Below are 21,389 nucleotides of genomic sequence, written 5' to 3'. Positions count from 1 at the left end.
GGCGTCGGTGGCGCGGTCTTTGACGTCGGTGGCGGCGTGTTGGCCTTCGGTTTTGACGTTTTGGGCGGCGTCGGTGGCGGTGGCTTTGACGTTTTCCATGGCTTGCTGGGCGGGTTCCTTGAGGTCCTGGGCCATGTCCTTGGCGGCGTCGGTGACCTGGGTGGCGAGGGGCTCGGCGGCGGTCTTGAGCTGCTGGGCTGCCTCGCGTTCCTTGTCGCTGGCGGGGATCAGGGAGGAGATGAGCATCCCGGCGCCGAACGCGATCAGGCCGGCGGCCAGGGGGTTGCCCTGGGTTTTGGCTTTGACCTGGTCCGGGGCGTTGGAGATCGCGGTGCCGGCGTCGGACAGCGTGGAGGCCACGTTGTCCCTGGCCCCGTGCAGGGTGTCCCCGGTGGAGTGCATCGCGTTGCTGGTGTGCCCGGCGCCGGAGTGCATCCGGTCGTTGACGGTGTTGGTGGCTGAGTCTGCTGTGCCCATGATTTTCTCCTTCACGCCGGTGACCGCGTCTTTTACTTTGTCGGTTTGGCGGTGGACGATGTTGGACGGGGTGACTTTGTCGGCGACCGCGTCAACGTTGGTGCCCAGGCGGGCGCGGGTGGCTTCTATGTCTGAACGGATTGCGTCCGGGTTATCGCTCATCGGTTTACCTCACCTGGTTTTAGGGTTGGGGGAATTTCGGACAGGGTCTCGCCGGTCTGGGGCAGGCCCTTGATCTGTTTGAGTTCCTTGCGCCCGATCGAGGCCAGGACCGCGGCGGTGATGCCCCAGACCACGGCGACGATCAGGGCGGCCCAGCCCAGGGGCATCAGGGCGCCGAGGGCGAACATCAGGGCCAGGGACAGGAAGACGAGCACGAAGTGCCCGGCCACGCCTGCGCCGGCGAGCATGCCCGAGCCCTTGCCGGCCTTGGTCGCGGATTGTTTGAGTTCGGCCTTGGCGAGTTCCACTTCCTGGCGCATCAGCGTGGACAGGTCGCGGGTCACGTCCCCGAGCAGCTCACCCAGCGAGGCGTTATCAGCCTTCAGGTGCGCCTCGCTCGGGGGCATCTCCGGAATAGAACTACTCATCACAGCCCGCCAGACTGGCCATCCCTGGAGCGGTCCCGGGTGAGGGGATCACCTGCCATAGGATCGTCGGCGAGGTCTCGGTTGCCAAGCGGATCGTCGGCAACCCGGTTTCCGGACCACGGTTCTTCAACCAGCTGGGGGCTGTCCAGTGCGCTGGCCGGATGCGTTGGCTCCCCGTAGCCGCTGCCGGGAGCGCCGCCGTCGTACCCTGCGGTGGTGGTGGCCGGCCCGGGAAGCTGGACCGGAGGAGGCGGCACTGTCCCGCCTGCCGGTGCATACGACTCGGTGTACTGGTCCCCGTACTGCGTACCGGAATACCCGGCGCCCGGGTACTGGCCGGCAAGGCCGGCCGTGGTGGTGCCCGTGCCGTACGAGCTTTCGGGGGCCCCTGCGGTCAGTCCGCGGGTGAGCCGTCCGGCCAGGACACCCGCGCCTGCAGCGATCAGCAGGAACGTGCCGGGGCGGTTGCGGGCGAACCTCTGGACTTCGCCGAGAAGGTCGCCCGGCTGCTTGGTCTCAAGCCAGGAGGCTACCGTTTCGGTAGTGCTGGCAGCCTGACGGACCAGGTCGCTGGCCACGCCCTGCTGGTCAGGTGCCTCGGCCATGCTCTGCAGCTGGCTGGAAATGGAGCGGATGCCTTCCGCTGCCTTCTGCTGCTGGGTTCCCGCCTGGCTTGTCAGGCCCGACTTCGCCTGGTGCAAAAGATCCTGCGCACTGGTCTTCGCCTCGGAGGCCACATGCGCGGCTTCCTCCTTGGCGGTCTGGGCAACGCCCTGGGCGGAATCCTTGGCCGTGCGCGCAACGTCTGCTGCTTCTTCCCTTGCCGCATCCTTGCGGGAAGCCCCGGAGATGTCGCCGGTCTGGGTTTGGCCATAGGGGGGAGTGGCGGCGGACGGGAAGGTGGCGGCGGACCGCTCACCCGGAATTCCTGTGGAGGCCGGCGGGGCCGTGTAGGCGGGGTCCTCGGGCCATTGGTTCTCTGTCATCTTCGCTCTCTCTTTCCAAGAAGGCCGGTTGTTGATCAAGAACCAGCAATACTGGCCGTAAAATAATAAGCATGATTACTAATAAAAGGTAAGTACCCTTGCTAAGCGAGTTGCATTAGGTTCCAAAAGAGTCGGCCGGTAAGGCGATCGCCTGCCGGGTACATCGAAGTGGAAAGTGGTGGGTAGGTTGGAAACAGCTCCATGGATTTGGGTATTGGTTGCCGTCGTTGTGGTGGTGCTGGTGGTTCTGCTGTTGCTGGCAAGCGGGCGGCGCCGCAAGGCGATGCAGCAGAAGCGGGATGACGCACATCGGGAGAAGGCGGCTGAAATCCGCCGCGAGGCCGAGGCCAAGGAGCTCGATGCCCGCGAGCGCGAAGCGAAGGCGATCCGGGCCAGGGCGGATGCGGAGCAGGCACAGGTGGATGCGGCGCGGTTGCGCCAGCAGGCGGACCAGCAGGCCACGGAGGCCAAGTCGCTCCGCGACGACGTGAACGAACGGACACGCAAAGCCGACGAGCTTGACCCTGACGTCACCTTGGACCCCGACGGCAGGGGCGACCGGCGCGACCGTGCCCACCGCGACGGTGCCGGCCATGCAGACCGTGAGTACGCCGACCGTGAAGATGTCCGCCACGCCAGCCGCGAGGGTGCCAACCGTGAGGGCGCCGCAGGCGGCCGGGCTGACACTGCCGGGGGCCCGGCATTACGTGATGAAGCCAGCCCCGACGCTGAGCGCACCGACGCGGACCGCACCGATGTTGACCGCGCCGACGTTGACCGGGACGGCCGGCGCAACGAGGGCCCCAATCCTGCCGGGGGTGCCCACGGGGACAGGCAGAATCCCCGCCCGGGCATCTAGTCCGCGGGCGAAGGAACGTTCCTCGGTTTCAGGACGGGGGAGGGAGCAACTCCTTCCCCCGTTCCCATGCCCGCCAGTACCTCGGTGACTGCCTCGGTGGATGAGAGCCGGGGTTCCCAGCCAAGTATCCGCCGTGCCCGGCCAGTGTCCATGACGGGGGCTCCGGCCGCCATCTCAATCCACCCGGAGTCTGTGGGCTGGAGCCGCAGCCTCCATGCCGCACCAACGACGGCGTGGAGCAGTCCCATGGGGATGGGCAGGATCCTTCGGGCCCGCAGGATGCGGGCAAGTTCCTGGGGTGTCAGGACGGGTTCGGCTGCAACGTTGAATGCCCCGGAGGCGCGCTGGTCAATGACGCGCCAGTAGGCATCAGCCACATCGTCGGCGTGGACCGCCTGGAAGATGAGGTCCTCCGGGACTGGCAGGACAGGCACCCGCAGCCTCCCCGGCAGGAGCCTTGGGATGAGCGGCCCCAGGAAATATCTCCCGATCTCGCTCCCGGCGTCGCGCTGGAAGATCAGGGCCGGGCGCAGCCTGGCTACGGAGATGCCCGGCTCCGCTGACATGAAAGCGTCCAGGGCTTCTTCCTGCTCCGCCTTGTGCCGGCTGTAGTGTGAACCCGGCATGCCCCGGGCAGGCCACGACTCATCCGTCCGGCGATCCTTGGGAGCCTTGCTGTAGGCGCCCACGGACGACGCGCAGACCACCTGTTTCACGCCGGCCTTCCCGGCTGCCGCAAGGACGTTCCTGGTGCCGGTGACGTTGGTCCGGTACAGCAGCTCAAGGTCCCGGTTGGGCTGGATCTGCCATGCCAGGTGAACGACGGCGTCCACTCCTGCCAGCGCAGCGTCCAGCAGGGGCCGGTCGCTCGCCAGGCCCACGTCAAGGGTGTGCCACTCCACCCCTGAATAGGGTGCCCGGCTGGTGTCAGGGCGGCGCCTGCTGATCCCCGTCAACTGCAGGCTTCCCGGTTTTTGGGACAACTCCGCCTGCAGCTTGCGCAGCAGGGCCGTTCCCGCGTTTCCGCTGGCTCCGGTGATGGCGATGTGCATTGGCAGGGACTCCTTGGCGTGGCCGGCTAGTACCGCTTACAGGGCGAGCCTATAACCGGGAGGGATTGTTTTATAAGCAACCTTATGATTTCCTTCTTCTGAGTCTTGCCGCAGGCTTTCGGACCCCCGACCCGAGGGAACCAACGACAATGCCCGAATACCTTCCCGCACTTGCCGCGGATACTACGGCCGCCCACCAACATCAGCCCGAATTCATGGGAAATAGCCCGTCCCGGGCCAAAATGGGACGGCTGCGCCAGACCTTCGAAAACGATCTTGTGCTTGGCTACCTGGACCTGGCCGAGGCCCTGGCCGCCCGCTTCGAGGCCCGCGGACGCGAGCGGGCCGACCTGAACCAGGTGGCCTATCTGGGGCTGGTCAAGGCGGCCCGCGGCTTTGACCAGTCAAAGGGCGAGAGCTTCCCCGCCTACGCTGCCCCCACCATCACCGGGGAACTCAAACGGTACCTCCGCGACCGCACCTGGGTGGTCCGGCCGCCCAGGCACATCCAGGACCTGCGTTCCCGGATGTTCCGGGCCGAGCCGGAGCTGACCCAGTCGCTGGGACGGAACCCCAGTGTGGCCGAACTTGCCGGTGTGCTGGATGAGGATCCGGCCGCAGTGCAGGAGGCCATCTCGGCGTCCAGCAGCATGCACCCGGACTCCCTGGACGCCGTCAACCCGCATTCGGACGCGCCGTCCATCGGTGAAGTGCTGGCATGCCCCGAAACGCCGCTGGAACGCCTGGAGGAGCTCGCCTGCCTGCGCGACGCGATCCAGGACCTGGACACAGCGGACCGGGAGCTCCTCTACCGCCGTTACTTCTGCGAGGAGACCCAGGTGCAGCTGGGGAAGCGGCTGGGCATGTCCCAGATGCAGGTCTCACGGCGCCTTGCCAAAGTCCTGGTGGAGCTCCAGCGAAGGCTTGAGGCAAGCTTGCACCCGCGGGAACTGGACGCAGTCCGAGGGAAAACAGTCCGCGGAACCGGAAGCCATGGCGCAAGTAGGGCAACGGCCTCCGAAGCGTGCTTGCGGGCCCTCCACGGGCCGGGCAATCCTGCCTGGCCGGGCCGGAACCCGGCCCGCAGGGGCACCGCCCAGGCCAGGAAGAAGTAGCAGCCACGCTCCCGCCGGAGCACCGAAGCCGGCCCTCCCCGGGACGCACGGGAGAAGCCGCAGCAGGCAATCGCAGCGTTATCTTGCCTGCTCAGTGGCTTGGCGCCAGAAGCGGCCGGCAGGTGAGAAAACCGTCCGGCCCCGTTTAGGGGCAGCGGCAGAGGGGAACAGGGAGGGCATGGGAAGCACCGCAACATCCAGGCTCAGGGCTGTCCTTTTCGACCGGGACGGAACGCTGGTGGTCGACGTCCCCTACAACGGGAACCCCGACCTTGTCCGGCCAATGCCCGGCGCCAAAGCCGTGCTTGACGCCCTGCGGTCCGAGGGCATTGCCACCGGCGTCGTCAGCAACCAGTCAGGCATTGCCCGCGGCATGATCACTGCCGCCGAAGTGGCCAGTGTCAATGCAAGGGTGGACGAACTGCTGGGCCCCTTCGACGTGTGGGAAGTCTGTCCCCATGCCGAGCAGGATGGCTGCCCTTGCCGGAAGCCGGCGCCGGGCATGGTCCACAGCGCATGCCGGAAACTCGGCATCCGGGAGGCTGAGGCCGCGCTGATCGGTGACATCGGCGCGGACGTGCGGGCCGCGGAGGCAGCCGGCGCCACTGGAGTGCTGGTCCCGACGCACGTGACCCTTGCCGGTGAAGTGGCTGAAGCCCGCCTGGTGGCGCAGGACCTTGCGGGCGCCGTGCTCCTGCTGCAGGAGGGGCGGTAATGGGGCGCGTCCTGGTGGCGCGCCTGGACAGCATGGGCGACGTCCTGCTGGCCGGTCCTGCAGTCAGGGCCGTAGCCAACGGCAGGATCCCGGACGGCAGCAGGCCCAACCACGTCGTCTTGCTGTGCGGCAGGCAGGGGGAGGCGGCGGCCGGCGTGCTGCCGGGAGCCGCTGAGGTCTACAGCTGGGACAGCCCGTGGATCATGAATCCCGCCCCAAAGATGACCGGACCGCACGCCGACAGGCTGATTGAGTATGTCCGGAACTCCAGGATTACCGAAGCCGTCATCCTCACCTCCTTCCATCAGTCGCCCCTTCCGCTGGCGCTTTTGCTGCGGCTGGCGGGCGTTGAGCGCATCACGGGGGCTTCCACTGACTACGCGGGATCCCTCCTGGACGTCCGGCTCAAACCGGGGGAGGACTTCCCCGAGGACCAGCCCGAGGCGGAACGCGCCCTGGGCATCGCCGAGGCCGCCGGCTTCAGGCTCCCGGCCGGCGACGACGGCAAGCTGCACCTGGCATCCGTGCCGGATGTCCGGGACCTGGTGGGCGGGGAGCCTTATGTGGTGGTCCACCCCGGCGCGGCCGTTCCCGCGAGGGCCTGGCCGCCGCTGCACCACGCGGCCGCCGTCGAACTCCTCCAAGGCGCAGGGCACCGCGTGGTGGTGACGGGCGGTCCGGGGGAAACGTCGCTGACCGCCACGGTGGCCGGGCCCTCAGCATTGGACCTTGGCGGCCGAACGGACCTGCACACACTGGCCGGTGTCATGGCAGGGGCGGAGGCGGTGGTCACCGGCAACACCGGTCCGGCGCATCTCGCGGCCGCCGTGGGCACACCCGTTGCCTGCCTCTTTTCGCCGGTGGTTCCGGCCATCCGCTGGGCGCCGTACGGGGTTCCGCTGGAACTCCTGGGGGACCAGAACGCAGCCTGCCGGATGACCCGCGCCCGCGTCTGCCCGGTCCCGGGCCACCCCTGCCTGGACTCCGTTTCCCCCGAGGACGTGGTGGCGGCGGTGGAGCGCCTGATGGGCGGAGTGAGCTCTTTCAGTACCCACGTCAGCACCCGTAGAAAGGCCCGCAACAGATGAAGATCCTGCTCTGGCATGTCCACGGTTCCTGGACGGACGCCTTTGTGCGCGGCCGTCATGAGTACCTCCTTCCCGTCCTGCCGGGCGGCGGACCCTGGGGGCTTGGCCGTGCCGGCAGGGACTGGCCGGCATCTGTGCGGGAGGTGGACCTCGCAGCGCTGGACCCGGAGGAGGTTGACGCCGTCGTCCTTCAACGCCCGGAAGAAATCGACGAAGTTGCCCGGCTGCTGGGCCGCCGGCCAGGCGCGGACCTGCCTGCCGTGTACGTGGAGCACAACACCCCCAAGGGCGATTTCCCCAATACCCGCCACCCGCTTGCGGACCAGCGCAGCATCCCGTTGGTCCACGTGACGCACTTCAACAGGCTGGCCTGGGACAACGGCTCTGCGGCTGCAACGGTGGTCGAGCACGGAATCCCGGACCCCGGACAGCTCTACACGGGGGAACTGCCCGAACTGGGGGTGGTGGTGAATGAACCCATCCGGCGCGGCCGCGTTACCGGAACGGACCTGCTGCCCGCCTTCGCGTCGGTGGCGCCGCTGCAGGTCTTTGGCATGAAGACCGACGGCCTGGCCGCCGCCACCGGGATAGCAGAGTCCCGGCTGACCCCGAGGGGCGACCTGAAGACCCGGGAACTGCACCGTGAACTGGCCAGGTGCCGGGTGTACATCCACCCGATGCGCTGGACCTCCCTGGGGCTGTCCCTCCTGGAGGCCATGCACCTGGGCATGCCGGTGGTTGCCCTGGCCACCACCGAAGCGCCCCGCGCGGTGCCGCCGGAAGCCGGCGCCGTCTCTGCCGACATCGACGAACTGCTCCGCTGCGCGCAGCGGCTGGTGGCCAATCCGGAGGAAGCACGACGGCGGGGCGTCGCCGCCCGCGAGGCTGCACTGGAACGCTACGGCCTGGGCAGGTTCCAGGACCGCTGGGATGAGGTCCTGGCGGACCTCGTTGTCATCAAGTCCAGCCACCGCCACAACGAACGCCCGGACGAGCGGATCCTTGTTCCGGCGCGGGAGAGGAAGACCCCATGAGAATCTCGATGATTTCCGAGCACGCCAGTCCCCTGGCGGCACTCGGCGGAGTGGACGCCGGCGGGCAGAACGTGCACGTCGCGGCGCTGTCCGAAGCCCTTGCCAGGCGGGGGCACCACGTGACTGTCTACACCCGCAGGGATGCAACGGGGCTTCACGCCAGGGTCCGGGTGGGCAGCCGGCTTGAGGTGGTCCACGTGGATGCGGGACCGCCGCGCCATGTTCCCAAGGACGAACTGCTGCCCTTCATGGGCGACCTGGCCGACGGCGTGGCCGGGGACTGGAGCCGGCGGCCGCCGGATGTGGTGCACGGCCACTTCTGGATGTCCGGCCTGGCCGCCCTGGACGCAGCCAGGCGCCCGGATGCCGGGTACCGCATTCCCGTCATCCAGACCTTCCATGCCCTCGGCACCGTCAAGCGGCGGCACCAGGGCGCAGAGGACACCAGCCCGCAGGAACGCCGCTGGCTTGAACCAGGCGTGGGCCGGTCCGCGGACCGGATCATTGCCACCTGCTCGGACGAGGTGTTTGAGCTCAAGGCCATGGGCATCAGCACCGCCAAGATCTCGATCGCCCCCTGCGGTGTGGACCTGGGCTTTTTCTCCGCTGAGGGACCCGTGGATGCCCGCGCGCGCCGGCACCGCATCCTGTCGGTGGGCCGCCTGGTGCCGCGCAAGGGCGTGGATTTGGTGATCAAGGCGCTGCCGTACCTGTGCGAGGCGGGGTTCGACGACGTCGAGCTCCTGATAGTGGGCGGCGGCGGGGACTCCGGGGCGCTCCATGCCGATCCCGAAGTGCGCCGCCTGATGGACCTTGCGGCCGAATTGGGGGTCTCGGAGCAGGTGAGGCTGCAGGGCCAGGTGCCGCGGGGGGCGATGCCGGGGATTTTCCGCAGTGCCGATGCCGTGGTGTGCGCCCCCTGGTATGAGCCCTTCGGCATTGTTCCGCTGGAGGCCATGGCCTGCGGCGTCCCGGTGGTGGCCGCGGCCGTGGGCGGCCTCCGTGACACCGTGGTGGACCACGGGACCGGGCTGCACGTGCCGCCGCGGGATCCCGAGGCCATCGCGTCCGCCCTTGCCATGCTGCTGGACAACCCCACGCTGCGGGCGGAGCTCGGAAATGCGGGCAAGCTCCGGGCCCGCACCAGGTACTCATGGGACCGGGTGGCCGCCGAGACCGAAAAGGCCTATCAGCTGGCGATGGCAGGGGCTCCCGCCAGCCTTGCCCCGATGGAAGGAGCGGCACTGTGACGGCGGAATGGTCCCTTCGTGAAACCGACCTGCGGATGTTGGCCGCCCCGCCGGCCCTGCCCGCGGCGCTGCCCGGATCCGGCTTTGTGGACCCGGTCAGCTCGGACATCGTGTTGACGCACCTGGACAACGTGATGCCGGCGCTGGATTCGCTGCGGAGCCAGTCCAGCCGCCTTGCCGCCTGGGGCCTGGAGCTGGCCCAGCGCCTGCTGCGCGGGCAGCGGCTGCTCGCAGCCGGAAACGGCGGTTCGGCGGCTGAAGCGCAACACCTGACTGCCGAGCTAGTGGGCAGGTTCGACGGCGAACGCGTCCCTTTCTCCGCGATCTCGCTGCATGCCGAATCCTCGGCAGTAACCGCGATCGCCAACGACTACGGCTTCGACGACGTCTTCGCGCGGCAGGTGCGCGCGCACGGCCGGTCCGGCGACGTGCTCATGCTGCTGTCCACCAGCGGCAAGAGCGCCAACCTGCTGCGCGCGGCGGAAGTTGCCGCCCGGCTGAACATCACCACCTGGGCGCTGACCGGCGTCGGCCCCAATCCCTTGGCCGATGCCTGCGATGAAGCCGTGATGGTCGACGCCCTCAACGCCAACGCCCAGGAAGGGCACCTGATCGCCCTGCATGCGATGTGCCGCGCCTTTGACCTGGAAGTGGGCCGGCGCAGCGGCGCCGATGCCGCCCTGTCACTGCGGGGAGGCCGGCCATGAGGATCGTCGTGGTGGGCGACGTCATGCTGGACGTGGACCTGTCCGGCGACGCCACCCGGCTCAGCCCCGATGCGCCCGTTCCCGTAGTGGACGTTTCCGGCGTGAAGCGGCGTGCCGGCGGTGCGGGCCTGGTGGCGCGGATGCTCGCCCAGGACGGCTGGCCCGTGACGCTGGTGACGGTCCTGGGCGATGACGACGCCGGCCGGCAGCTGGAATCGCACCTCACCGGAGTGCGGCTCGTTTCCGGTCCCAGCGGTTATGCCTCGCCGGTCAAGACCCGGGTCAGGGCAGGATCGCACCCGGTGGTCCGCTTCGACCAGGGCTGCGGGGAGGTCCCCATCCCGGACGCCAGCCCGGCCATGCTCCGCGCCGTCGAGATGGCTGGCACGATTGTCGTGGCCGACTACGGCAGGGGCCTGGCGGCAAATCCGCAGCTCCGCGACCTCCTGGCCCGGCTGGCCGGCACCATCCCCATCATCTGGGATCCGCATCCCGCCGGCCCGGATCCCGTGCCGGGCGTCGCCGTGGTGACCCCCAACCTCGCAGAGGCCAGCAAAGCGGCCCAGGCATTGGCGGGGGAACGCCGGCAGGCCCCGGTGCCCGGCGGCCCTCGCCGGGATGTCCACGGGCTGGAAGGGCATTCGCCGGAGCGCCAGCCGGAGGACCCGTCTGTCCAGGCCGGCAGAATCCTGCTGGAGCACTGGCAAAGCCGCGCCGTCCTGGTCACCAAGGGCGAACACGGCGCGGTGCTGCTGCGGGCGGGCGGTAATTCCCCGGATGCCGTGCCGGCGCCCCGGGTGGAAGCGGGCGATCCCTGCGGTGCGGGCGACCGGCTCGCGGCCAGCCTGGCCGTGCACCTCCTGGCGGGCAGGGACCTCGGGGAGGCCGCCAGGCTCGCAGTCCATGATGCCGCCGACTTCCTGGCCAACGGGGGAGTGTCCGCCTTGCCGGACCCCGGTTCCGGCCGCGACGCCGAAGCCGCTTCCGACGCCGGCTCCGACGCCCCGATTGCGGCACCGCTGAGGCCCCCGACCCCTGTGGGCGGCAAGCGGCGGATCAGCGAACCGCTCCTGCTGGCCCGGGTGGTGCGGGACAACGGCGGCAAGGTAGTGGCGACCGGCGGCTGCTTCGACCTCCTGCACGCAGGCCATGTCAGGTCCCTTGCGGCCGCGCGCGAACTGGGGGACTGCCTGATCGTCTGCCTCAACTCCGATGATTCGGTGCGCCGGCTCAAGGGCCCGGACCGGCCCATCATCGGCCAACAGGACAGGGCCGAGCTGCTGCTGGCCATGGAATGCGTGGACGCCGTGATGATCTTCGATGAAGACACCCCGGAAGCGGCCCTGGAGCGCCTTCGCCCCGACATCTGGGTCAAGGGCGGCGACTACAAGGGCGCCCGCCTCCCGGAGGCCGACCTCGTGGAGAAGTGGGGCGGGCGCTGCCTAACCGTTCCCTACCACCCCGCCCGTTCCACCACCGGACTGGCCCACGCCCTCGCCAAGGTGAGCTGACCGGCCGCCGGCCGCCCACCCGCCCCAAAGTTTGTATTCCCCAGTGAAAGGAACACCATGACTGCAGAAGTGAATGTGACTGCCCCGAACACCCCCGGCCGCGTGCTCGTAACGGGAGGTGCCTCCGGACTGGGGGCCGCCGTCGTCGACGCCGTCCTCAAGGCGGGCGGCACGCCCGTGGTGCTGGACCGGGACATCAGCAACGTCTCCGGCGTGAAGGCCTTTGAAGTGGACGTCGCGGACCGTGCGGCCGTGGAAGCCGCCGTCAAGGAAGCCGCCGAATCGCTGGGGGGACTGGAAGCCGTAGTCACCGCAGCCGGCATCGACCGCTGCGGCAAGCTGGCCGACGTCGAAGCCACCGAGTGGGAGAAGGTGATCGGCGTCAACCTGATGGGCACGGTGTCCGTCGTCCGGGCTGCGCTGCCCTACCTCAAGGCGACCCACGGCCGGGTGGTGACCGTTGCCTCCACCCTGGGCAAGCGCGCGGTGGCCGATGCGACGGCCTACTGCGCCTCGAAGTTCGGCGTGGTGGGCTTCAGCCACGCGCTCGCTGCCGAGACCGGCGGAGAGATTGGCGTGACCACCATGATCCCCGGCGGCATGAAGACGCGCTTCTTTGATGACCGCACCGAGCAGTACAAGCCCCAGGACGATTCCCGCCTCAACGACCCCGCCAATACGGCGCAGGCCATTCTGTTCGCGCTAAACCAGCCCACGGGCTGCGAGGTCCGCGAAATGCTGATCTGCCACGAGGAAGAGGGCTCCTGGCCCTAAAGGCAACAGACCACCAGACCGGAAACGACGGGAGGGACACCATGCCTACCACTGCCATCGAAACAACAACGGACCAAAAATCAGCCGCGCCGGCCGGAATCACCATCCGCAACCCGCGCACCGGCGAGGTCCTCTGGACCGTGCCCGAGGCCGAACCGGACGCCGTGGCCCGGGCGGTGGAGGTAGCACGCAGCGCTTCGCCGGACTGGGCTTCCACGGCCCCGGCTGAGCGGGGGGCCGCGCTCAAGGCGGCAGCACGTGCGCTCGAGGCTGCCGCCCGGGAACTGGCTGGACTGAATGCCAGCGAAACGGGCCGGCCGGTGGACGAGTCGCTGGCGGGGATCGCTGCCGGAGTTTCCACCCTGGAGCAGTATGCCGAACTCGGTCCGGTCCACCGCGGACTCAGTCTTCGCGGCAATGCGCTGGCCTCGGATTACACGGTGGCGGAGCCGCGGGGAGTGGCAGCGCTCCTCACCCCGTGGAATGATCCCGTGGCGGTGGCGTGCGGCCTGATCGGCGCGGCGCTGGTCACCGGCAACACGGTGATCCACAAACCCAGCGAACGCTGCCCGCGGCTCGGCGAAGCCCTGGGGGAGGTCCTGGCGCCGGCGTTCCCGCCGGGCGCCTTCCAGACAATTTCGGGCGGAGCAGGCGTTGGCGCGCTTCTGGCACAGGCGGAAGTGGACGTCATCGCGCACGTGGGCTCCAGCGCCGCCGGTGCCCGCATTGCCACGGCCGGAGCCCTGACCGGCGCGCATGTCATCCGGGAAAACGGGGGGAACGATCCCCTGCTGGTGGACCGCGACGTCGATCCTGTGTGGGCGGCGGAGCAGGCGGCAATCGGTGCCTTCAGCAACAGCGGCCAGATCTGCGTGGCGGTTGAACGGATCTACGTCCACGAGGACATCGCCACCGAGTTTTGTGCCGCCCTGGAGGCGGAGGCAGCACTCCGCAACGGCAACAGCACGGTGGCCCCGCTGGTGGACGGGCGGATGCGGGACGCCGTCCACGCCCACGTGGCCGACGCGCTGCAGCAGGGCGCCCACGCTGTGGAGGGCGGCGCCCTTCCGGACGGTCCGGGCTCCTTCTACCCAGCCACGGTGCTGACCGGATGCACCGAGGCGATGGAGGTCATGAGGGAAGAAACGTTCGGGCCGGTTGCCCCGGTGCAGGTGGTGGAAACGTTCGACGACGGCCTGCGGCTCGCGTGCAGCGGCAGGTATGGACTCGCTGCCACGGTCCTGTCCGGCAATATCGCCCACATCCAGCAGGCGGTGGCCGCCCTTCCCGTGGGCACCGTCAAGATCAACGAGGTGTTCGGCGGTGCCCCCGGCGGCGCGGCCCAGCCCCGCGGCATCAGCGGCGCCGGTTTCGGCTACGGCCCGGAACTGCTGGATGAATTCAGCCGGGTGAAAGTAGTGCACATAGCAGCGCCGCCGGCCGCGGACCCCCGCAAGGACCGGTCGTGAGCACGTTGCCGGAAGCCGGGGACCTCTCGCAGCAGCGGGCACTCGCCGAGTGGCTTCCCGGTCGGCTGGCGGCGGAAAAGCCGGCCATCCTGGTGATTGGTGACGTGATGCTGGACGGCTGGTGGAGCGGCAGCATCGAGCGGCTGTGCCGTGAGGCACCCGCACCGGTCGTGGACATCCAGTCCCGCGAGTCAGTGCCCGGCGGGGCGGCCAACACTGCAATGAACCTGGCCGCCCTCGGGGCGAGGGTGTCCGTTGCCGGCATCATCGGAACGGACGACGCCGGCGCGGACCTCCGGAACCAGCTGGTGGCGGCGGGGATCGACGTCACCTACCTGCTGGACCACCCGGACATGGTCACCACCACCAAGATCCGGATCAGCAGCGGCGGCCAGGTGATGCTGCGCATCGACGACGCGGCCAAGTCCGTGCCCGTCGAAGCGCTGGCGGAGCTGGCCGCGTCGGTGCGGGCCGCCGTCGAGCACCAGGACTCGGTGTTGGTCTGCGATTACGGCACCGGCGTCCTGGCGGACCCTGTCCGCCGTGGCCTGGAAGAGGCCCTGGCGGGCAAAGGGCGCGGGGATGGCGAAGGGCGCCCCCTGCTGGTGGTTGATTCGCACGATCCCCGACCCTGGGCGCCGCTCCGTCCGGACCTGGTGACGCCCAACGCGCAGGAAACGGCGCGGATGCTGGACGTGCGGCTGCCCGAGGGGCAGGACAGGGTGGCCGAGGTGGGCAGGCACGCGGATGAGCTGCTGCAGGCTACGGGCGCAAGGGCGGTGGTGGTCACGCTGGACCGTGACGGCACCGTCCTGCTAAGGCCCGACGGCGTCACGCACCGGACGTGGGCCCGTCCGGCGGCGGAGAAGCAGGCGTCGGGAGCCGGCGACACTTTTGTGGCCGCCCTGACCCTGGCCCGCTCAGCGGGCCTGCCGTTGACGGCGGGCCTGGACCTGGCGCAGTCCGCTGCGGACGTGGTGGTGCACCAGCCAGGCACGTCCGTCTGCAGCACGGCACAGCTCAGCCGCTACCTGAAGGCATTCGCGGACACCGCCCTGGGTGCGGATGAACTGGAACGGCAGCTGGAACTGCACCGGGCCGAGGGCCAGCGGATCGTGCTGACCAACGGCTGCTTCGATGTGCTGCACAGCGGCCACACCCGGTACCTCAACCAGGCCAAGCAGCTGGGCGACATCCTGGTGGTGGCGCTCAACAGTGACGGCTCCGTCCGGCGGCTCAAGGGCGCGGGACGGCCCATCAACGGGGTGGCGGACCGGGCTGCGGTGGTGGCGGCCTTGAGCTGCGTGGACTACGTGACCGTCTTCGATACCCCCACCGCGGCCCCGCTGATCCGGCAGCTGCGGCCCGAGGTGTACGCCAAGGGCGGGGACTACACCCCGGAGATGCTGGCCGAAACCCCGGCCGTGGAGGAGTACGGGGGCCGGGTGGCCATCCTGGATTACGTGGCGGAGCGCTCCACCACTGCCGTGGTGAACCGGATCCGCGAAGGTGAAGGGGCCGTGCAGACCAACTAGGGTTGGAGGTTCGAACTGGTTGGTCGGACTGAAGCGGGGCACGGGTAATGGCGAAACGCGGAAAACCGGGGGGCCGCGGCAGCCGTCCGGCGGCGGGCGTGGTGGAAGTGCCGAAGGGGACCCGTCCGAACGGTCCGGTGGAGGGTGTCTACTACATCGACACCGGGGACTGCGAGCTGATCGCGGACCAGGACAACTCCACAGGCTGGCTCCTGAAGATCAACGGCGTCATGAGCTCGCACATCGACCTGGCGGACCCGCTGTTCCTGGACTTCGAGTACATGCGCTGGATGGCCGCGCTCATCGAGTCCCGCTGGCCGCCGTCGGGCGCTTCCTCCGGCGGCGTGCAGAAACGTGAGGCCCCAAAGCTGCGCGGCCTGCACCTGGGCGGCGGCGCCTGCTCGCTGGCCCGCTATTTCCATGCCGTCTACCCGGACGCCCGGCAGGTGGTGGTGGAGCTGGACGGCAAGCTGGCCGGGTACGTGCGCGGCTGGTTCGACCTGCCCAAGGCGCCGCTGCTGCGGATCCGCGTTGGGGAGGCCCGGGAAGTCACCGAAACCTTGACGGCGGATACGCGCGACTTCATCATCCGGGATGTTTTCGCCGGGGCCGTGACCCCGCGCCCGCTGACCACTGCCGAGTTCAACCAGCACATTAAGCGCGTCCTGGCGCCCGGCGGGCTGTATGTGGTGAACTCCGGTGACGCCCCGGACCTGAAAAACGCCCGGGAGGATGCCGCCACCATCGCGGCTTCCTTCAAGCACACCGTCATCATCGCGGACCCGGCCATGCTCAAGGGCCGGCGCTACGGCAACATGGTGATGGCCGGCAGCGATACACCGTTCGGCGACGATCCGAAGCTGGCCCGGCGGCTCCTGGGCGGTGCCGTCCCGGCGCACCTGTGGGACGACGCGCAGGTCAGGGCCTTCGCGGCCGGAGCCCCGGTCCGCCACGACCCGCCCGCCCCGTCCATTGCTCCGTAGCTGCCGTTTTGAGGCCTGAAAACGGCAGTTACGGAGCAATGGAGGAGGGTTTGCCCCGGCCCAGCAGCTTTTCCCGGTGCGCGGCCACCTGTTCCCGGAGCGCCTGGACTACTGCCGCCACCGCAGGCCTGCGCAGCGAGTCCGGCCGAAGCACCATCCAGTAGGGCAGCAGTTCGGCGATTTCGGTGGGCAGGAGGCGGACCAGGTCGTCGTGGAGGTCGCCCATGAAGCAGGGCAGGAAGCCGATCCCGGCTCCGGCCCGGGTTGCCTCCACGTGGACAAAGACGTTGGTGGACGTCACGCCGTCCCGCATCCCGGGCACCAGCCGGCGCGGCGCGTCGAGGTCGTCCACCTGCAGCATCGAATCCACGAAATAGACCAGCGGGTGCTCGTTGAGTTCGGCCACGCTGGCCGGGGTTCCGTGCTCGGCGAGGTAGGCCCGCGAGGCGTACATCCCCAGCATGTACTCGCCCAGCCGCACCGCTTCGGCCCGGTGCACCTGCGGTTCGCCGACCACTACTTCAATGTCCAGCCCCGAGCGCTGCTGCAGCGCCCGCCTGGTCATGGTCACCACCTCTACACACAGCCCCGGGTGGTTCCGCCGCAGCCGCGCCACGGCAGGAGCAGCGATGTAGGCGCTGAACCCGTCCGTCGCGGTCATGCGTACGACGCCGGTAATAGGGTCCGGTTCCTTGCCGGCAGGTCCCAACGAACCCATCGCCGCCTCCACCTGTTCAGCTACCTGCACCGCCCGGGTGCCCAGGTCGGTCAGTTCCCAGCCGCCCGCTGCCCGTGCCAGCACCCTGCCGCCCAGCGACTTCTCCAAAGCGGCTATCCGGCGGGACACGGTGGTGTGGTTCAGTCCCAAGGATTGTGCCGCCGTCGTGAATTTCGCTGACCGTGAGACGGCCAGCAGGACCAGCAAGTCGTCCGGATTAGTTTCCATATCTGCAATTCTGCACACAAAGGGTGCCCGTTTGGCCATTGAATCGGAAAGTTTCTGCGGCAATACTCATCTGAGCCCATTGAGTGCTGTGGATCACAGCGCGTGTCGACGTGGACACTAAGGAGAAAACATATGAGCGTAGGACAGCGCTCTGCATCATCGGCCGAGGCCGCCCCTAAGGGCGCCGGCCTCAAGAAGATCGTCGCAGCCTCCATGGTTGGCACCGTCGTGGAATGGTACGAGTTCTTCCTCTACGCCACCGCAGCAACCCTCGTGTTCGGCAAGTACTTCTTCCCTGCAACCGGCAACGAGCTGGACGGCATCATCCAGGCCTTCATCACCTACGCCGTGGGCTTCGTCGCCCGCCCGCTCGGCGGCATCGTCTTTGGCCAGATCGGCGACAAGCTGGGCCGCAAGCCCACCCTGCAGCTCACCATCGTGATCATCGGTGTGTCCACCTTCCTGATGGGCTGCCTCCCGGGCTTCGCCGAGATCGGGTACCTCGCACCGGCGCTGCTGGTGTTCCTCCGTTTTATCCAGGGCTTCGCGCTGGGCGGCGAATGGGGTGGCGCCGTGCTTCTCGTTGCCGAGCACAGCCCCAACAAGTCCCGCGGTTTCTGGTCCAGCTGGCCCCAGTCCGCCGTTCCGGTGGGCAACCTGCTGGCCACCCTGGTGCTGTACATCATGTCCTCCACCCTCAGCCAGGAGGCATTCCTGGGCTGGGGCTGGCGGGTGGCCTTCTGGCTCTCGGCCGTGATCGTCTTCGTCGGCTACTACATCCGCACCCACGTCACTGAAGCGCCCATCTTCCTGAAGGCCAAGGAACTGGTGGAGCAGGAGCAGGCCGTCAGCTACGGCGTCTTTGAGGTGGTCCGCAAGTACCCCAAGGGCATCCTGCAGGCCATGGGGCTGCGCTTCGCGGAGAACATCATGTACTACCTGGTGGTCAGCTTCGCGATCGTCTACCTCAAGAGCGTCCACAAATACGACACTTCCTCGCTCCTGTTCGCCCTGCTGATTGCCCACGTCATCCACTTCCTGGTGATCCCGCAGGTGGGACGGCTTGTGGACAGTTGGGGCCGGAAGCCGGTCTACCTCATCGGTGCCGTCGCCGGCGCCACCTGGCCCTTCTTCGCCTTCCCCATGTTCGACACGAAGAATGCGGTCATTATTGTGCTCGCGGTGACCATCGGCCTGTGCCTGCACGCGTTCATGTATGCCGGGCAGCCCGCCATCATGGCCGAGCTCTTCCCAACCCGGATGCGCTACGCAGGGGTGTCGCTGGGCTCGCAGGTCACCTCGATCGTCGCCGGCTCGCTGGCCCCGCTCCTGGCCACCCAGTGGCTTAAGGACACCGGCTCATGGGTTCCCACCGCCATCTACCTGCTGGTGGCATGTGCCGTCACCATCGTGGCGGTGTTGAGCCTCAAGGAAACCAAGGGCATAGCCCTTGAGGACGTGGACAGGGCCGACGCCGAACGCGAAGGCCTGGCGGTAGCAGCCGCCACGCGCTGAGCTGCTTGGGTTTGGCCTGCTCCGGTGCTGCCGGAGCAGGCCGGTTCGTTGACAATTTTTGAACTGGAAGGCTGGGTTAATGGAAAACACGCTGAACGGCCGCAAGGCACTGGTTACCGGTGGAGCAGGCGGCATCGGCGCTGCCAGTGTCCGCGCCCTCGCCGCGCGGGGGGCCAAAGTGGTGATCGCGGACGTAGATGAGGAGGCTGCGGCAGCACTCGCGGACGAGGTGGGGGGCACCTCCTGGGCCGTGGACCTGCTGGACGTGGATTCCCTCTCGGCCCTCAGCCTGGACTGCGACATCCTGGTGAACAACGCAGGAATCCAGCGCATCAGCCCCATCGAGGAGTTTGAGCCGGCCGACTTCCGCCGTCTCGTCACCCTCATGCTTGAGGCGCCGTTCCTGCTGATCCGTGCGGCGCTGCCGCACATGTATGCCAACAACTTCGGCCGGATCATCAATCTTTCTTCGGTACATGGAATACGGGCGTCCCCGTTCAAGAGCGCATACGTTTCGGCCAAGCACGGGCTGGAAGGGCTGAGCAAGGTGACGGCGCTCGAGGGCGGGGCACACGGCGTCACCTCCAACTGCATCAACCCGGGCTACGTGCGCACGCCCTTGGTGGAGTCGCAGATAGCAGACCAGGCCAAGGTCCACGGCATCCCCGAAGCCGAGGTGCTGGCGAAAATCATGCTGACCGAGTCCGCCATCAAGCGTCTCGTGGAGCCGGAAGAAGTGGCCTCCCTGGTCGCTTGGCTGGCGTCCGACCACGCCGGAATGGTGACCGGCGCCAGCTACACCATGGATGGCGGCTGGTCGGCGCGCTAGCAGGGCTCTGTTTGGCACCCAAAAAGCTGGGCCGGCCCGCGGGGCTAGTCCAGCTTTTTGAGCTGCCGGTGGTCGTAGAAGAACACGCCGTGGACGGTGTCCACACCCACGGAAGTGCCCTGCAGAAACACCACCAATCCCTCGCGGCGCCCCTTGAAGGGGTCGTCCGCCACTACGGCATCACCGATTTTGTAGGGAGACCGGGGGGCGAAGGACCTTGTAATCCGGTTCCATGCCTGCACCAGCACGTGGCCCAGGCTGACGGGCTGGCCCAGGCTGGACGGGTCCAGGACAACGGTTTTGACCATGCGTACCACTCCTCGAAAGCGGCAGAGGCCGCTCACCCGCGGTGCAGGTTGCCGGAACGCTCCCAGCAGAGGGCGGCCCTCCCATTCCGGCTAAGCACCTTACGCCTAAGCTAGGCGCTATTCACATCAGTCACACCAGTAACAAGTACTCATTTCCTGGCGGCGCCGACACTTGCCTTCGGATCCCCTGGTTCAACGTTGGCCGTTGACGATGTCGTCCGCGTTCTCGAAGGCCCACGCCACCAGCGGAACCAGCAGGGCACTCAATTCGTAGCCGCGTTCGGTGAGGCTGTAGTCCACCCGCGGCGGAATCACCGGCTGCGCCTCCCGGCGGACCAGGCCGTCCCGCTCCAGCGTCTTAAGCGTCTGGGCCAGCATCTTTTCGCTGATTCCCTCCGCCCGGCGCCGCAGGTCGCTCCACCGCTGCTCACCCTCGGACAGGGCGAGCAGGATCAGGACGCCCCACTTGCTGGTGATGTGGTCCAGCACTGTCCTGCTGGGACACCCCGCCGGGAAGACGCCGTCGGCAAGGGCCACGGGAAGGGGCGCCGCCTGCACGGCGGTCCTGGCGGCACTAACTTTCATGTCAGTACCTTACCTTAAAGTGCGTACTCTCTTTCGGGAAGTATTCCGGAATGGGTGTGGTTGTGAACCATGACAGACACCCCATCGGAAGGAATTTTCATGAGCATCGTCATCACCGGAGCAACGGGCCAGCTGGGCCGCCACGTCGTCGAAGCACTGCTGGAGCGCAACGTTCCCGCGGAGGACATCGTGGCTGCGGGCCGTTCCGTGGAAAAGCTGGCCGGCTTCGCCGAGAGGGGCGTTCGGGTCAAGGCCATGGACTACGCAGATGCCCGTTCAGTGGCGGCAGCCCTGAAGGGCGCCCAAAAGGTGCTCCTCATCTCCGGCAGCGAGGTGGGCCACCGGGTGGAGCAGCACCGCACAGTGATCGAGGCGGCTAAGGCAGAGGGCGTTGAGCTGCTGGCCTACACCAGCATCGCCAATGCCGACACCACGGGCATGAGGCTGGCGGCTGAGCACCAGGCCACGGAAGCTATTTTGCGGGAGTCCCGCGTTCCTTTCGTCCTCCTGCGCAACGGCTGGTACCTGGAGAACTACACGGACCAGCTGCCCGGCACGCTGGCACAGGGTGGCCTGGCCGGCAGCGCCGGAGACGGCAGGGTCAGCGCAGCGTCCCGCGTTGATTATGCCCACGCCGCTGCTGCTGTGCTCGTCGCCGAAGACCAGGCGGGCAGGATCTACGAACTGGGCGGTGACAACGCCTTCAGCATGGCGGACCTTGCGGCCGAAATCACCGCTGCCACCGGCAAGGCCATCATCTACCAGGACCTTCCCGCGCCGGAATACGCCGGAATGCTGGCCGGGTTCGGAGTGCCGGAAGCATTCGCGGACATCCTGGCCGATTCCGATCTCGGCATTGCCCGGGGCGACCTCCTTGTCAGCACCGGGGACCTGCGCAGGCTGATCGGCCGCCCGGCAACGTCGCTGTCCGAGGCTGTGCGCGCGGCCGCTGCGGCTGCCTGACCCCATCCCCCGCGCAGCCCCGACGCTCTCTCACTTAACGCGCTATCTGGGCCAACGCTCTCTCACTTTCCTCAAGCGAGTGAGCGAGCGTTGGGTCA

At 68.1% G+C, this 21,389-nt stretch carries 22 protein-coding genes; 15 read left to right on the top strand and 7 right to left on the bottom strand.

What is annotated here, in order from left to right:
* The 3 genes from ACQ3DC_RS11440 to ACQ3DC_RS11430 all read right to left on the bottom strand — a co-directional run.
* Positions 1–639: DUF3618 domain-containing protein (locus tag ACQ3DC_RS11440; protein ID WP_430752266.1), on the bottom strand; the 639-nt coding region annotated here is incomplete at its 3' end.
* A complete protein-coding gene (locus ACQ3DC_RS11435; RefSeq protein ID WP_321215180.1) occupies positions 636–1,067 on the bottom strand; it encodes a phage holin family protein in 432 nt (143 codons plus the stop codon). The genes ACQ3DC_RS11440 and ACQ3DC_RS11435, both read right to left, overlap by 4 nt.
* Entirely contained in the window at positions 1,067–2,053 is a 987-nt protein-coding gene (locus ACQ3DC_RS11430; protein ID WP_430752265.1) for a hypothetical protein, read from the bottom strand. Before ACQ3DC_RS11430 ends, ACQ3DC_RS11435 begins: the two co-directional genes overlap by 1 nt.
* A gap of 214 nt (positions 2,054–2,267) precedes the next feature.
* On the opposite strand from ACQ3DC_RS11430, the gene ACQ3DC_RS11425 reads away from it, so the two are divergent.
* The gene (locus tag ACQ3DC_RS11425; RefSeq protein WP_430752264.1) at positions 2,268–2,912 is read left to right on the top strand and encodes a hypothetical protein; all 645 of its coding nucleotides are present in this window, start codon (positions 2,268–2,270) and stop codon (positions 2,910–2,912) included.
* Here ACQ3DC_RS11425 and ACQ3DC_RS11420 read toward each other — a convergent pair.
* Complete coding sequence (locus ACQ3DC_RS11420) at positions 2,909–3,964, bottom strand: NAD-dependent epimerase/dehydratase family protein (protein WP_430752263.1); 1,056 nt, start codon at positions 3,962–3,964, stop codon at positions 2,909–2,911. The two genes, ACQ3DC_RS11425 and ACQ3DC_RS11420, sit on opposite strands and share 4 nt — an antisense overlap.
* Positions 3,965–4,113: 149 nt before the next feature.
* Between ACQ3DC_RS11420 and ACQ3DC_RS11415 the strand changes: the two genes are divergently transcribed.
* From ACQ3DC_RS11415 to ACQ3DC_RS11365, 11 genes are all read left to right on the top strand, one after another.
* A complete protein-coding gene (locus ACQ3DC_RS11415; RefSeq protein ID WP_430752262.1) occupies positions 4,114–5,079 on the top strand; it encodes a sigma-70 family RNA polymerase sigma factor in 966 nt (321 codons plus the stop codon).
* 178 nt (positions 5,080–5,257) lie between these two features.
* Positions 5,258–5,794 (top strand): D-glycero-alpha-D-manno-heptose-1,7-bisphosphate 7-phosphatase, encoded by a 537-nt coding sequence (locus ACQ3DC_RS11410; protein WP_157239492.1) that lies wholly within the window; start codon positions 5,258–5,260, stop codon positions 5,792–5,794.
* Positions 5,794–6,882 (top strand): glycosyltransferase family 9 protein, encoded by a 1,089-nt coding sequence (locus ACQ3DC_RS11405; RefSeq protein ID WP_157239490.1) that lies wholly within the window; start codon positions 5,794–5,796, stop codon positions 6,880–6,882. Before ACQ3DC_RS11410 ends, ACQ3DC_RS11405 begins: the two co-directional genes overlap by 1 nt.
* Positions 6,879–7,916: a glycosyltransferase gene (locus ACQ3DC_RS11400; RefSeq protein ID WP_430752261.1), complete on the top strand. Its 1,038-nt coding sequence runs from the start codon at positions 6,879–6,881 to the stop codon at positions 7,914–7,916. Before ACQ3DC_RS11405 ends, ACQ3DC_RS11400 begins: the two co-directional genes overlap by 4 nt.
* Positions 7,913–9,166 (top strand): glycosyltransferase, encoded by a 1,254-nt coding sequence (locus tag ACQ3DC_RS11395; RefSeq protein WP_430752260.1) that lies wholly within the window; start codon positions 7,913–7,915, stop codon positions 9,164–9,166. The genes ACQ3DC_RS11400 and ACQ3DC_RS11395 overlap by 4 nt, the downstream gene beginning before the upstream one ends.
* Positions 9,163–9,873: a D-sedoheptulose-7-phosphate isomerase gene (locus tag ACQ3DC_RS11390; protein ID WP_430752259.1), complete on the top strand. Its 711-nt coding sequence runs from the start codon at positions 9,163–9,165 to the stop codon at positions 9,871–9,873. Before ACQ3DC_RS11395 ends, ACQ3DC_RS11390 begins: the two co-directional genes overlap by 4 nt.
* Positions 9,870–11,384, top strand: coding sequence for a PfkB family carbohydrate kinase (locus ACQ3DC_RS11385; RefSeq protein WP_430752258.1), 1,515 nt, complete (start codon positions 9,870–9,872; stop codon positions 11,382–11,384). The genes ACQ3DC_RS11390 and ACQ3DC_RS11385 overlap by 4 nt, the downstream gene beginning before the upstream one ends.
* Before the next feature lie 57 nt (positions 11,385–11,441).
* Positions 11,442–12,158 (top strand): SDR family oxidoreductase, encoded by a 717-nt coding sequence (locus ACQ3DC_RS11380; RefSeq protein WP_430752257.1) that lies wholly within the window; start codon positions 11,442–11,444, stop codon positions 12,156–12,158.
* A gap of 41 nt (positions 12,159–12,199) precedes the next feature.
* Entirely contained in the window at positions 12,200–13,627 is a 1,428-nt protein-coding gene (locus tag ACQ3DC_RS11375) for an aldehyde dehydrogenase family protein (protein WP_157239481.1), read from the top strand.
* Positions 13,624–15,162, top strand: a complete 1,539-nt coding sequence (rfaE2, locus tag ACQ3DC_RS11370; RefSeq protein ID WP_430752256.1) for a D-glycero-beta-D-manno-heptose 1-phosphate adenylyltransferase — start codon at positions 13,624–13,626, stop codon at positions 15,160–15,162. The genes ACQ3DC_RS11375 and rfaE2 overlap by 4 nt, the downstream gene beginning before the upstream one ends.
* Before the next feature lie 47 nt (positions 15,163–15,209).
* Positions 15,210–16,145 carry a spermidine synthase gene (locus ACQ3DC_RS11365; protein WP_157239480.1) on the top strand — a complete coding sequence of 312 codons (936 nt, stop codon included), beginning with the start codon at positions 15,210–15,212 and terminating at the stop codon, positions 16,143–16,145.
* A gap of 28 nt (positions 16,146–16,173) precedes the next feature.
* Here ACQ3DC_RS11365 and ACQ3DC_RS11360 read toward each other — a convergent pair whose 3' ends face one another.
* Positions 16,174–17,091 carry a LysR family transcriptional regulator gene (locus ACQ3DC_RS11360; protein WP_321215189.1) on the bottom strand — a complete coding sequence of 306 codons (918 nt, stop codon included), beginning with the start codon at positions 17,089–17,091 and terminating at the stop codon, positions 16,174–16,176.
* 132 nt (positions 17,092–17,223) lie between these two features.
* Here ACQ3DC_RS11360 and ACQ3DC_RS11355 point away from each other — a divergent pair, with 132 nt between their 5' ends.
* Positions 17,224–18,606, top strand: a complete 1,383-nt coding sequence (locus ACQ3DC_RS11355; protein WP_157239476.1) for an MFS transporter — start codon at positions 17,224–17,226, stop codon at positions 18,604–18,606.
* Between the two features lie 79 nt (positions 18,607–18,685).
* Positions 18,686–19,435: a 3-hydroxybutyrate dehydrogenase gene (locus ACQ3DC_RS11350; RefSeq protein ID WP_430752255.1), complete on the top strand. Its 750-nt coding sequence runs from the start codon at positions 18,686–18,688 to the stop codon at positions 19,433–19,435.
* 44 nt (positions 19,436–19,479) lie between these two features.
* Here ACQ3DC_RS11350 and ACQ3DC_RS11345 read toward each other — a convergent pair whose 3' ends face one another.
* Both ACQ3DC_RS11345 and ACQ3DC_RS11340 read right to left on the bottom strand, forming a co-directional pair.
* The gene (locus ACQ3DC_RS11345; RefSeq protein ID WP_157239472.1) at positions 19,480–19,743 is read right to left on the bottom strand and encodes a hypothetical protein; all 264 of its coding nucleotides are present in this window, start codon (positions 19,741–19,743) and stop codon (positions 19,480–19,482) included.
* A gap of 192 nt (positions 19,744–19,935) precedes the next feature.
* Complete coding sequence (locus ACQ3DC_RS11340) at positions 19,936–20,328, bottom strand: winged helix-turn-helix transcriptional regulator (RefSeq protein WP_157239470.1); 393 nt, start codon at positions 20,326–20,328, stop codon at positions 19,936–19,938.
* A gap of 99 nt (positions 20,329–20,427) precedes the next feature.
* Here ACQ3DC_RS11340 and ACQ3DC_RS11335 point away from each other — a divergent pair, with 99 nt between their 5' ends.
* Positions 20,428–21,291: an SDR family oxidoreductase gene (locus ACQ3DC_RS11335; protein ID WP_430752254.1), complete on the top strand. Its 864-nt coding sequence runs from the start codon at positions 20,428–20,430 to the stop codon at positions 21,289–21,291.
* Positions 21,292–21,389: the final 98 nt, after the last annotated feature.

It is taken from the genome of Paenarthrobacter sp. NEAU-H11, assembly GCF_050573415.1.
Classification (GTDB): domain Bacteria; phylum Actinomycetota; class Actinomycetes; order Actinomycetales; family Micrococcaceae; genus Arthrobacter.
Note: the sequence above shows the minus strand (reverse complement) of the source record. Positions and strands in the feature narration are given on the sequence as shown.